We start from the raw sequence: 11,936 nt of genomic DNA on the forward strand, positions 1-11,936 counted from the left end.
AGCCAGACGAAGAACAGGCTGCGCGGCACGCCGCCGGTGTACCAATTGCCCTGTTCCTGAAAGCGGCCAACCTTGCCGATCCCGGCGCCCGCCGCCATTGGCACCATCGCAGCGTGCGCGGGATGGTTTTGCCCGGCAAGCGCGAGCTGCCATTCGGCGGAGGAGGAGCAGCCGAGCGTGCCGACCTTGCCATTCGACCAGCCCTGCGCCGCGATCCAGCTCAGCGTGTCGTACCCGTCGGTCTGCGGCTTGCCGAGGATCTCGTATTTCCCCTCGGAGAAATAGCGCCCGCGTTCGTTCTGGACGATGAAGACATAGCCGCGCCGCACCGCCTCGATCGCATAGCGCTGCGTCGATCCGCGCAGCTTGTGCTCGTTATACGGTGTCTTCCACAGGATTACGGGCAGGCGGCCGGTGGCATTCTTCGGCGTATAGATGTTGGTCGACAGGCGAACCCCGTCGCGCATCGGAACCATCACGGCGATTCGGGAATCGGCGTGGGTCGCAAGCTCGCTTTCCAGCGCTTCCGCTGTGTATTTGGAGAGGTCCTGGGCGGCCACCGGCGGCGCCGCGGCGGCGGCAAGAAGCAAAGCGAGCGGCGAGCAAAAGCGCAACATCAGCAACTCCATCATCCCGGTTTTCGGGCCCGATTCGACACCGGAGGCCACCAGACCTCAACCCAAACTCCTTGTCAATTATGGGCTTAATTTCTCATAAAAGAAATATATTGTCCTGAATAGGACATTATGGCAGCTTCTGTGAACGGGACACAGAATAAGCCGCCGTCGAGCGGCCCAGCACAAAGGGGCGGATGAGATGCACAAGGATATTTACAAGCTCGGTTACACGCTTGCCCGCGGCAGCAGCGCTGCGGCGCTTGCGATCGGATTATGTGTCGCCGTGCCGGCGGCGGCGCAAACCGCTTCCGAGGCGGTGGCGGCGAACGATGAAGAGATTCTCGTTACCGGCTCGCGCATCGCACGCGCCGGTTTCGACCAGCCAACGCCGACGACGGTGATCGGCGAGGACGAATTGCGCCTCGGTGCGCGTCCGAATATCCAGCAGGTGCTGAACGATCTTCCGCAAATCCGCCCCACCACCACGCCAAGCGTGTCGAACGGCAATACGTCGACCGGCACCGCGCCTGTCGACATGCGCGGCCTCGGCACCGACCGCACGCTGGTGCTGCTCGACGGCCGCCGCTTCGTCGGCGGCGGCAATCTGAATTTCATCCCGACGAATCTGGTCGAGCGCGTTGAGGTCGTGACGGGTGGCGCGTCGGCGGCCTGGGGTTCCGGCGCGGTCGCCGGCGTCGTCAACATCCTTCTCGACAAGGATTATGACGGCCTGTCGATCGGCGGCAACGTCGGCATCTCGTCGCGCGGCGACGGGTTCCGCTATGGTTTCGATGCGAAATTCGGCACGAGCTTTGCCGACGGGCGCGGCCATTTCATCATCGGCGGCGAATATGTCAAAGACCGCGGCGTGATCAACCGGAGCTCGCGGCCGCAACTCAACAGCCCCGATTTCATCCCGTCGGGTACAGGCTCCGAACTCGTTCGTGACGTAAATTTCGGCAACGTCACGCTCGGCGGTCTCATCACCAGCGGCGTGCTGGCGGGGCAGACGTTCAACCCCGATGGCTCGCTTCGCGATTTCCGTCGCGGCACGGGCATCGGTGCAGGCGCCTTCCCGCTGCGGATGGTGGGCGGCGAAGACGGCATCAATCTTTATGACACGATTCCCGTATCGTCGCCGTTCGAACGGCTGAGCACTTACGCCCGGCTGAGCTATGAGGTAGGCGATGCGACCTTCTGGGTCGACGGCACCTATGCGCGTGCATTGTCGAACGCGCCCTTCTTCGGCGATTATACCGTCGGTGGCGCGCTGGGCCTGCCTTATCTCACGATCCAGGCGGACAACCCCTATCTGTCGCAGGGAATCCGCGACCAGCTTGCCGCTGCGGGCGAAACCAGCTTTACGCTTGGCCGTTACTTCAATGACGCCCTGCAATTGCAGTTCCGGGGCCTGCGCGTCAGCAAGGAAGCCGCGATTGGCGTCGATGGCACCTTCGGCAACGGCTTCCGGTACAAGGCTTGGTACAGCCACGGCGAGGTCGACAGCGAACAGTCGATGGCCAACTCGCGTCTGGTCCGGCAGTTCAACAATGCGATCAACGCGGTGTCGAGCGGCGGGCAAGCTGTCTGCGCGATCAATGCCGACGCCGATCCGGCCAATGACGATCCCGCGTGCCGGCCGATCAATCCCTTTGGCGCCTATAATATATCGCCCGAGGCGCGCGATTATATCACAGGGACCCAGCAATCCTTCGGCACCACCAAGCTCGATTCGGCCGGTGCCGAGGTCCAGGGCGATCTCTTCTCCCTGTGGGCCGGGCCGGTAACCTTTGCGGTCGGCGCCGAGGCGCGCTGGGAAGAACAGATTTCGTCGCGCGACGATTTCACGGTGGCGAACGCCAGCAACTTCGGCATCCTCGTCTTCTCGACCCCGACCTCGGGCGGGTTCAGCGTCAAGGAAGGGTTCGGCGAAATCCTGATGCCCGTGCTCAAGCTCGAGGACAAGCTTGAACTCGATTTCAACGGTGCGGCGCGCTATTCCGATTACAGCACCAGCGGCGGCATCTGGACGTGGAAGCTCGGCGGAACCGCGCGGCTGTTCGGCGACCTGCTTCTGCGCGCGACGCGTTCGCGCGACATTCGCTCGCCGGGAATCGGAGAATTGTTCGCGGTGCGCTCGATCAATATCGGGCCGCTGAACGACCAAGACAATCCCGCGGCGCGACTGGCGGCCAATCCTGCCTATAACCCGACGCCGTCCACGGTGACGACATTTACGGGCGGCAATCCGGATCTCGTGCCCGAAGTGAGCTATACAACGGCGCTCGGTGCGACCTATTCGCCGTCCTATATCCCCGGTTTCAGCGCCTCGGTCGATTATTACAAGATCAAGATCGACGGTGCGATCACGGCGCTGAACGGATCGAACCTGACGCTCGCCTGTTTCCGCGGAAGCACCGCAGCCTGCGATCGCATTACGCGCGATTCGACGGGGACAGTCGTCGAGGTCGCGGCCAACCAGCAGAATATAGCGAGTTTCGAGACGAGCGGGTTCGACATGGAGGCATCCTATGTCGCGAGGCTGGCCGAGGGTGGCAGCATACGCCTCCGCGCGCTCGCGACCTATGTCGACAAACTGGTGTTCGATACCGGCCTCAGCCGCGTCGAGACCGCCGGCGACGTCGGCGATTCGGTGCTGCGCGCGACGCCGAAATGGCGCGGAACGCTCAGCGCAACCTACGAGGACGATAATGTCGGGTTCGACATTCGCGCCCGTTATATCGGTGGCGGCAATTATGACCGGACGCGCACGACGCTGATCAACAACAAGATTGGCGCACGGACCTATGTCGACATCGGCGCGCGGTTCAAGGTGGACGATCGTTTCACGATGTTCGCCAACGTCAACAATGTGTTCGACCGCAAGCCCCCGCTTATCACCGTCAACAGCACGCTGTACGACGTCGTGGGCACCTATGCGACGGTCGGCGCGCGGGTCGATTTCTAGGCTGCCGGCAAATCGTCGCCAGCATTCGGATGGCCCAGACAAGACGAGGGGATTTGCGGTCATGCGCAGAGGGTTGATCCGCTACGGCTTTGCATTGGCCCTGCTGCTGCCCGGCGTCCTTGTCGGGGCGGCGGTGGCGGTTCAACCGGCGGCAAGTCCGCCGGTTGCCGTCGCCCCGGGCCTGTCGGACTATGAAGCGCAGGACGTGATGATTCCGATGCGCGACGGCATCCGCCTGCACGCGCAGGTCTGGCGCCCGAAAGGCCATGCCGGTGAACTTCCCGTCCTCATGACGCGGTCGCCTTATGGTTTCACGCGCGAGCGGATCGACCGCGGCCTCAGCAAGGCGGGAGGCTATGGCGAACTGGCCGAGGACAAGTTCATCTTCGTTTTTCAGGATATTCGTGGCCGCTTCGGCTCCGAAGGCGAGTTCGTGAACCTGCGGCCGCTCAAGAAGACGACGGACGGCATCGACGAGGCCACCGACACCTATGACACCATCGACTGGCTGGTAAAGAACCTGCCCGGCAATAATGGCAAGGTCGGCGTGTTCGGCGTGTCCTATGGCGGCTGGACCGCCGCCGTGGCGACGGTGAATCCGCATCCCGCATTGAAGGCGGTGACCTCGCAGGCGTCTCCCGAAGACATGTTTATCGGCGACGATTTCCTGCACAATGGCGCCTTCCGGCTCGATTACGCCTGGTCGTGGGTGTCGGCGCTGGAGACCGACGGCCGGACGATGAACGCGTTCGATTTCGGCACCGACGATGCCTATGACTGGTATCTGAAACAGACGGACCTCGCCAATATGGATCAGCGGCTGCTGGGCCGCTCGATGCCGAGCTGGCAGAACTTCGTTTCGCATCCGAACTATGACAGCTTCTGGCGCGACAGCCGGACCTCGCAGATGATGCCGGCAAGGGTTGCCGTCCCCAATCTGATCGTCGCGGGCTGGTGGGACCAGGAAGATTTTTATGGTCCCATGACGATCTATGCCAATCAGGAGAAAGGCGACGATCGCGGCCTGAATTATCTGGTCGTCGGGCCATGGAATCATGGCGGCTGGCGCGGCGAGGGCAGCAAATATGGCCCGTTCGAACTCGGCGGGCAGACGGGGCAGTGGTTTCGCAGCTCGGTCGAACTTCCCTGGTTTCGCCATTGGCTGAAAGGCATCGGCAAGCTCGACCAGCCCGAGGCACTCGTCTTCCAGTCGGGGCGCAACCGGTGGCAGCGCCTTTCGCGCTGGCCTGCAGCCGAAGGCAGGCAACGCAGCCTGTTTCTGCATCCCGACGGCAAGCTTTCCTTCGACGCCCCGCAAGCGCGCAAGGGCGCCAGCAGCTTCGTTTCGGACCCCGCGAAGCCGGTCCCCTATCGTAATCGTGCGATACTGAAGCCGTTCATGCGGCCGGGGTCGGACTGGTCGACGTGGATATCCGACGATCAGGCACCCTTCGCGCAGCGCAAGGATGTGCTGTTCTGGCAGACCGATCCGCTGGCCGAGGATGTTATCGTCGCCGGCGACATAGCGGCGCGCTTGTATGCCAGCACGACCGGCACCGATGCCGACTGGGTGGTCAAGCTGGTCGACATCTATCCATCCGATGCGGCGACACCCGAGGATTTACGCGGCCGTCAGCGGATGATCGCGAACGATGTGTTCCGCGGCCGCTTTCGCACCAGTTACGAAAAGCCGGCAGCGATCAAGCCGGGCAAGGTTCTGGAATACAGGATCGATCTCCATTCGGCGTCGCACGTGTTTCAAAAAGGACACCGCATCGGAGTGCAGGTACAGAGTAGCTGGTTCCCGCTGATCGACCGCAATCCGCAGACCTTCGTACCCAATATCCTGAGAGCAAAGGCGGGCGATTATCGGGCGCAGACGCATTCGGTCTTTTATTCGCGCGATTTTCCCTCCTCGATCTCGATGTCCGTGGTGTCCGAGGCCAAATGAGAGTTTGTCTGGTGCCTGCTTTCGCGTCTCCGGGTCCGGAAGAGGGCAGGCAACAATCGATCAAAAACGTTCGGGGCTTCCCAATAGCCTCGCCGTCCGGGTCGATGGCGACACTCATACGACCCCATAGGCGGCCTTCACCATGTTCCGGAACAGGCGGAGTTGGCGGCCGAGCAGCTTGGGATCGTCCAGCGCGCGCGTCAACACGATGGAGCCTTCGACCACAGCGCTGAAGCTATCGGCGATGGTGTCGAGATCGATGGGGGTGACCGGCGCATATTGCGTGTCGATCGCCTGGAACCAGAGCCGGAAGCGCTCGCGCCAGCGCATCGCGGTTTCGAACAGCATCTGCCGCACGTCGCGGTCAAAAGCCTGTTCCTGATAGATGACCGCAGCGACGAGACAGCCCGGATGCACCTCGTCAACCGCGTCCGTCATGTCGGCATAGAGGTCGAGGAAAAACAGGAAGCGCTGCATCGGGTCTTCGGACAGCGCATTTGCACGCGCGGTCAGTTCGTCCATCACGGCGTCATCCTCTTCGAGGAAGCGGACAAGCAATTGACGGGCAAGGTCACCCTTGTCGCGGAAATGATAGAAGAAACCGCTCTTGGTGATCCCCGTCGCCTCGACCAGCTCGTCGATCGAGGTGCCGGCGAAACCCTTGGTCAGGATTGCGTCGTTGGCCGCGTCCATCAGGCGCTCGCGCGTGCGTTTGCCCTTGCCATGCGGCTCGGGTTTCGTGTCCGGCGAGGCACCTGCTTTCAGGCTCGGCTCGTCCATGGTCGCCCCCTGCTGCGATCGACGGAATTGCGCGCCTTTTGTGCTGGAAAAGAAAACCGACCGCAAGTCTTCTATCCGGGGTGGCCGCGTCGGAGTAAGCCGGTGTCGTCGCAGGACTTGTAGAGCAGAGCTTGCAGGGGAAGTCTCGATGTTCGGCATCTATCACTGGATCGCGCTTTCGATGTTCGGGTTTTTTGCGGGCATCGACTTGCTGTTTCGCGCGAGGAATTTTCCCGACGTGCCGCTGTGGCGGATAAAGGGCATCGCCTTCACCATACTCTATTTCGGGGTGACGACCTACTCGCCGCTGCTGTGGGACAGGATGCTCGGGCAATATCAGCTCGTCGACGGATCGGCCTGGCCTTTCTGGGCGCAGTTGGTCGCCGGCTTCTTCTTCTACGAGTTCCTGATCTATGCCTGGCACCGGACGATGCATAATGTGCAGCCGATCTGGCGCTGGCTGCACCAGATGCACCATAGCGCCGAGCGCGTGGACATATGGGGTGCCTTTTATTTCCATCCCTTCGACATGATGGGTTGGGCGCTGCTCGGCAGCTGCGCGCTGGTGCTCGGGATCGGACTCTCGGCCGAGGCGGCGCTGATCGTGTCGGTCGCGGCGACCTTTTGTGCGATCTTCCAGCACAGCAACCTGCGGACTCCGCGCTGGCTCGGCTATTTCATTACGCGGCCCGAAAGCCACGCGGTGCATCATGAACGCGGGCTCCACGCCTATAATTACGGCGACATTCCGATATTCGACATCCTGCTAGGCACCTTCCGCAACCCGCGCGAATGGCATGGTGAGGCAGGCTTCTTCGAAGGTTCTTCGCAACAAATCGGCCAGATGCTGCTGGGCAAGGAAATCGCCTGAATCCGGCCGTTTCGAGCCGGCAATGTCATCGTCGCAACGAGCGCGGCGATCCTCGCGGCGCTGTTGTTGCTCTTCCGCCACCTCTACTGGTTTCCGGCGAATATTATGTGCCCGACAGCGCGTCGCATTCGGTCCTGTTCGCGCTGAGTGCCCTCGTCGCGATGGCCGAAACACATTTCCTGCTGCTTCCGACGGTGCCGTCACGGTGAGGCACGGGGCAGTAGATCGCCCCGCAGCTAACCGGTGTCTTTCTGGAATCCGCCGGAAAGTTGCTGGCGTCTTGATACAGGCGAACTGGATTCGGGAGAAAGCGACCCTATGTTCGCACGCAGGGAGTCGAACATGGGCCGTCAAAGCCGCTATCAGCTTTTCGAGACTGCAGCCGGCATCGCCGCGATCGGATGGAATCGCAACGGCATTACCGGTCTGCGTCTGCCTGCGCCGAGTGAATATGAGGCCGAGCGCGCCATATTACGCCGCCTGCCCGGAGCAGTACGTGCTGAACCGCCGGCCGAGGTGCGGGCGGTGATCGATGCGGCGATACGCTATTTTGCAGGCGAGCGTGTCGACTTCGCCGACGTGCCGATCGATATGGGCGAGCAGAATCCCTTTTTCGCACAAGTTTACGATCGGGTACGCCAGCTCGGCTGGGGTGACACGACCACCTATGGCGCCATTGCGCAGATGCTCGGCGCCGGACCCGAATATGCGCGCGACGTCGGGCAGGCGATGGCGAAGAATCCGATCCCTCTGATCGTCCCCTGTCATCGCGTTACCGCGGCAGGCGGCAAGATCGGTGGCTTTTCTGCGCCAGGCGGTTCGATGTCGAAAGCGCGGATGCTCGAACTCGAAGGGGTGGCAACCGGCACCGTGGAGCCGCCACCGGCGCAGCAGGGCTTCGATTTCTAGGCTTTTCATCGCGGCGTTCCCTGCATTGCCGGCTTTTCGGACCGCACGGACCTGACACACCAATCAGCTAGACCACCTTGGTGGCATATCGCTAGGACGAAGGCGGGAGAGCGTGTGTCATATGATTTGCCAAAGCGGAATATCGCCGGATGGATTGGCCTGAGATGGCGGGGTTGGATTTTCCGCTGCATGCCGAGCAGCAAGTTCTGCTGGACAGCGTCCGGCGCTTTCTCGTCGATCATGTGCGACCCGGCTGGCACGAGCTTTCGGAATCGCTCGGGCTTGCAGGCCTCGCCCTGCCTGAGGCAGCGGGCGGTTTCGGTGGCGGTGCCATCGATATCGCGCTTGTCATGGCGGAGCTAGGGCCCGCGCTCGCGGGCGCCGACTGGCTGTCGCATGCCGCGGCTACCTGGCTGCTCGCCCGCGTGGCGCCCGATCATCCGGCCCTCTCCGAGCTGGCGACGGGCAGCCGGCGCGCCGCCATCCTTTGCGCTGCGTCGACCGCGACGATGCCAGTGGTGGACGAGGGCGGGACCGTTCGGGGCACGGCCATGCTCGTCGCCGGAGCGGCCGAAGCCGATTTTTTCATGCTGGCCGACAGCGGCGCCCTGCTCCTGATCGCCGCCGCTCCGGACAAGGTCGAGCAGCGCCACCGGATCATGCACGACGGCAGCGTATCCGCCGACCTCGGTTTTACCCTGAAGCCGGGCGATGCCGAGCTTCTGGCGACGGACGCCGAGGCTCGGGAGCTAGCTGAATTCGTCGGCGATCTGGTCCTCGCCGGCCGCTGTGCCGAGGCGGTCGGCCTGATCCACCGGATGATCGCCGACAGCATCGATTATCTGGCGCAGCGCAAGCAATTCGGCGCATCGCTCGGCACGTTTCAGGCGCTCCGCCACCGCGTCGCGGACATGCAGCTTGCAGCGATGAAAGCGGCGGCACTGGTCGAGGTGGCGGTGCTTGCGGTCGAGCGGGACCTGCCCGATCGGGCGCAGGCCGTCAGTGCCGCGTGCATCGAGGTCGCCGACGCGGCACGAACCGTCGGCGAAAGCGCAGTGCAAATCCACGGAGCGATGGGACTGACCGAAGAATTGTGTCTAGGCGGCTATTTCAAACGCGCGCTGGCTATCGCAGCGGCATTCGGTCCGCGGGCCGGCCATCTCGCGCGCTTTGCGGAGACGGCCGCCTAACCGAGCATCATGCGCGCGATCAGGTCGCGCTGGATTTCGTTCGACCCGGCATAGATCGTCGCCGCGCGGTCGTTGAGATAGCGCGGTACGGCGACGGCGAGGTCGGCGGGTGCCTGGCCATCGGCGTCGGCCCACGCCGGATAACCTGCAACCTCGCACGCCAGCGTGTCGATACGCTGCGCCGTCTCGGTGCCGAGGATCTTGAGCGCCGACGCGTAGAGCGCCGGGCTGCCGCCAACGCCGCGCATTGCCTTCATTTCGAGCGCCTGCAGCGCTTTCAGCGTGATCGCCTCGCGATCGAGCTGCGCGCGCAGCACCGGATCGACGTCGTCGCGGGCACGCAATCGTTCGAGGCGACCGATCAGTCCCGGCGCATATTTGCCGCCGCGCTCGAAGGTCAGCAGATGCTTGGCGACCGACCAGCCCTGATTCTCGTCGCCGAGCCGGTTCGCTTGCGGCACGCGGACATCGTCGAAGAAGACCTGGTTGAATTCATGGTCGCCAGCGAGCGTGCGGATCGGCTCTACCGTGATGCCGGGCGCCATCATGTCGAGCAGCAGGAAACTGATCCCCGCCTGCGGCTTGCCCTCGTTCGAGGTGCGGACGAGGGCGAACATGCGGTTCGCGAAATGCGCGTGGGTGGTCCAGATCTTCGATCCGCTTAGGACATAATCCGCGCCGTCGGGTACCGCGCGCAGTTGCAAGGCGGCAAGGTCCGACCCCGCACCGGGCTCCGAAAAGCCCTGACACCAATAATCTTCACCGGACAATATACGCGGCAGATAATGCGCGCGCTGCTCCGTGCTACCATAATGCATGATCACGGGAGCGACCATCTTGAGGCCCATCGGCGCAAGATTCGGCGCCCCGGCCTGCGCGCATTCGGCGGCGAAGATATAGCGCTCGGTCTCGCTCCAGCCGGGGCCGCCGAACTCGGTCGGCCAGTCGGGTGCCGCCCAGCCGTGGGCATGAAGGATGCGCTGCCAGGGCAGCGACACGGCAGGGTCGATGAAAACACTCGTCGCGCGCGCCGCGCTGCGGCGGATGTCATCGGGCAAATGCGCGGTCAGGAAGGCGCGAACCTCGTCGCGAAAGGCTGCCAGCGCCGGGTCGTTCAACATATCCATGCGCCCGGCTTAGGACCTTGTCCGATGCCCGGCCAAGCTGGCACCTGCATCAGTCCGGGCATCAGGCGGCGCGAGCCCCGACGAAGCCGAGCCCTGCGGCGATCTGGATCGATTGTGCGCGCCCGGTTGCGCCGAGCTTCCCCGCAGCGTTGCGCAGGTGGAAGCGCACGGTCGATACCGACAGCGACAGGATGATCCCGATCTCGCCGTCGGTCTTGCCCGCTGCGGCCCAGCGCAGACACTGGACCTCGCGGCGCGTCAGCGTTTGCGGGACGGTGGCGTTGCGCGGGCGCCCGCGTGCCTCGTTGTGCGTCGCGACAAGCTTCAGCGCGAGATTGTGCAGTTCGCCCGCATGGCGCTCGAACAGCGCCGCGACCCCGACCGGTTCGCGCGAGCACCAGAAGACAGCGCCGACGAGTCCGCGCGGCAGGTGTACGGGCGCGATAATCGCCTCGCCGAAATTGGGCGTATTCTTCGCCTGCTCGCAATCGACAGCTTCGAGCAACCGTGTCGGGCGCCACGTCCGGAGCTGGCCGTCGCTGTAATAAAAGGGCTCGGCGACCAGTCGCGCCGCGGTCAGGAACGCAATGTGCAACGCCAACTTGCGGTCGCGCCAATAGGCATGGTCGGGGTCGATCCAGCGAAAGCTCGTTTCGGCATAGGGGCGGCCGCTTTCGTCAGCCATCGGTTCGGGGTCGCCGAGATCGGCCTGCGCGGCGATAAAGGGCAGGCCGATCCGGTCGCCACTTGCCTGCACCGCCGCGACGAGCGCCGGCAGCTCTGCCCAGCATTTTACCTGATGATCCGCCACGCGACCTCCCTCGATCCCATCCTGCCACAGGTGCCAGCTTGTCTGCGGCCCCGCAATTCTGTCCTTTGGCAGCGTCCGGCTGCTGCGACGCTCGCACAAAGACGAGTCCCGCGATCAGCCGTTTGAGGGAGGATGAGTGATGAAGGCAATGCGTATTTTCCTCGCCGCGGGCGCCGCGACCGGTCTTGCTCTCGCAGTTCCGGCGTTTGCGGCGGAGGAGGAGACGCCTGACACCGTCGCGACCGGGGGCGACATTATCGTCACCGCGCAGCGCCGCGCCGAATCGATGAACGACGTCGGCATGGCGATCCAGGCGGTCGACGGCCAGACGCTGGAAAATCTGCGCGTCACCGACATGCGCGATCTCACGACGGTCGCGCCGAGCTTCACCGTTTCGCAGAGCTATCAGGGCGTTCCGACCTATACACTGCGCGGGATCGGCTTCAACACGATCAACCTCTCGGCGACCTCGACCGTCGGCACCTATGTCGACGAGGTCGCCTATGCCTATCCGATCATGAACACCGGGCCGGTCTATGACCTCGAGCGCGTCGAGGTGCTCAAGGGACCGCAAGGGACGCTCTATGGCCGCAACACGACCGCGGGGCTGATCAACTTCATCACCGCCAAGCCGAGTGACAGTTTCGAGGGCGGCGTCAAGGCCGAGCTCGGCAACTACCAGACCTACAATTTCGAAGGCCATCTCTCGGGG

At 63.5% G+C, this 11,936-nt stretch carries 10 protein-coding genes; 6 read left to right on the forward strand and 4 right to left on the reverse strand.

Going from position 1 to position 11,936, the window contains the following annotated elements; translation table 11 throughout:
- A partial coding sequence (locus VGD20_RS06320; RefSeq protein ID WP_331133643.1) for a CocE/NonD family hydrolase occupies window positions 1–617 on the reverse strand: 617 nt, incomplete at its 3' end.
- A gap of 199 nt (window positions 618–816) precedes the next feature.
- Between VGD20_RS06320 and VGD20_RS06325 the strand changes: the two genes are divergently transcribed.
- Window positions 817–3,585, forward strand: a complete 2,769-nt coding sequence (locus VGD20_RS06325; RefSeq protein WP_331133644.1) for a TonB-dependent receptor plug domain-containing protein — start codon at window positions 817–819, stop codon at window positions 3,583–3,585.
- 61 nt (window positions 3,586–3,646) lie between these two features.
- Window positions 3,647–5,536: a CocE/NonD family hydrolase gene (locus tag VGD20_RS06330; protein WP_331133645.1), complete on the forward strand. Its 1,890-nt coding sequence runs from the start codon at window positions 3,647–3,649 to the stop codon at window positions 5,534–5,536.
- Window positions 5,537–5,650: 114 nt separating this feature from the next.
- On the opposite strand, the gene VGD20_RS06335 is transcribed toward VGD20_RS06330, so the two are convergent.
- Complete coding sequence (locus VGD20_RS06335) at window positions 5,651–6,316, reverse strand: TetR/AcrR family transcriptional regulator (protein ID WP_331133646.1); 666 nt, start codon at window positions 6,314–6,316, stop codon at window positions 5,651–5,653.
- A 148-nt stretch (window positions 6,317–6,464) separates the two neighbouring features.
- Here VGD20_RS06335 and VGD20_RS06340 point away from each other — a divergent pair, with 148 nt between their 5' ends.
- The 3 genes from VGD20_RS06340 (at window position 6,465) to VGD20_RS06350 (ending at window position 9,286) form a co-directional block, all read left to right on the forward strand.
- The gene (locus VGD20_RS06340) at window positions 6,465–7,187 is read left to right on the forward strand and encodes a sterol desaturase family protein (protein ID WP_331133647.1); all 723 of its coding nucleotides are present in this window, start codon (window positions 6,465–6,467) and stop codon (window positions 7,185–7,187) included.
- A 342-nt stretch (window positions 7,188–7,529) separates the two neighbouring features.
- Entirely contained in the window at window positions 7,530–8,096 is a 567-nt protein-coding gene (locus VGD20_RS06345; protein ID WP_331133648.1) for a methylated-DNA--[protein]-cysteine S-methyltransferase, read from the forward strand.
- A gap of 164 nt (window positions 8,097–8,260) precedes the next feature.
- Window positions 8,261–9,286, forward strand: a complete 1,026-nt coding sequence (locus VGD20_RS06350; RefSeq protein WP_331133649.1) for an acyl-CoA dehydrogenase family protein — start codon at window positions 8,261–8,263, stop codon at window positions 9,284–9,286.
- Here VGD20_RS06350 and VGD20_RS06355 read toward each other — a convergent pair.
- Together VGD20_RS06355 and VGD20_RS06360 are read right to left on the reverse strand one after the other, a co-directional pair.
- Window positions 9,283–10,407: an acyl-CoA dehydrogenase family protein gene (locus VGD20_RS06355; protein ID WP_331133650.1), complete on the reverse strand. Its 1,125-nt coding sequence runs from the start codon at window positions 10,405–10,407 to the stop codon at window positions 9,283–9,285. The genes VGD20_RS06350 and VGD20_RS06355 overlap by 4 nt on opposite strands.
- Before the next feature lie 67 nt (window positions 10,408–10,474).
- A complete protein-coding gene (locus tag VGD20_RS06360; RefSeq protein WP_331133651.1) occupies window positions 10,475–11,224 on the reverse strand; it encodes a helix-turn-helix transcriptional regulator in 750 nt (249 codons plus the stop codon).
- A gap of 139 nt (window positions 11,225–11,363) precedes the next feature.
- On the opposite strand from VGD20_RS06360, the gene VGD20_RS06365 reads away from it, so the two are divergent.
- A partial coding sequence (locus VGD20_RS06365) for a TonB-dependent receptor plug domain-containing protein (protein WP_331133652.1) occupies window positions 11,364–11,936 on the forward strand: 573 nt, incomplete at its 3' end.

Source organism: Sphingopyxis sp. (assembly GCF_036402335.1).
GTDB lineage: Bacteria > Pseudomonadota > Alphaproteobacteria > Sphingomonadales > Sphingomonadaceae > Sphingopyxis.

What these genes read in the sequence shown, in the direction of transcription:
- VGD20_RS06350 (WP_331133649.1), top strand. Translation starts at nt 8,261, where the DNA reads ATGGCGGGGTTGGATTTTCCGCTGCATGCCGAGCAGCAAGTTCTGCTG.
- VGD20_RS06335 (WP_331133646.1), bottom strand. Translation starts at nt 6,316, where the DNA reads ATGGACGAGCCGAGCCTGAAAGCAGGTGCCTCGCCGGACACGAAACCC.
- VGD20_RS06345 (WP_331133648.1), top strand. Translation starts at nt 7,530, where the DNA reads ATGGGCCGTCAAAGCCGCTATCAGCTTTTCGAGACTGCAGCCGGCATC.
- VGD20_RS06330 (WP_331133645.1), top strand. Translation starts at nt 3,647, where the DNA reads ATGCGCAGAGGGTTGATCCGCTACGGCTTTGCATTGGCCCTGCTGCTG.
- VGD20_RS06325 (WP_331133644.1), top strand. Translation starts at nt 817, where the DNA reads ATGCACAAGGATATTTACAAGCTCGGTTACACGCTTGCCCGCGGCAGC.
- VGD20_RS06340 (WP_331133647.1), top strand. Translation starts at nt 6,465, where the DNA reads ATGTTCGGCATCTATCACTGGATCGCGCTTTCGATGTTCGGGTTTTTT.
- VGD20_RS06355 (WP_331133650.1), bottom strand. Translation starts at nt 10,407, where the DNA reads ATGTTGAACGACCCGGCGCTGGCAGCCTTTCGCGACGAGGTTCGCGCC.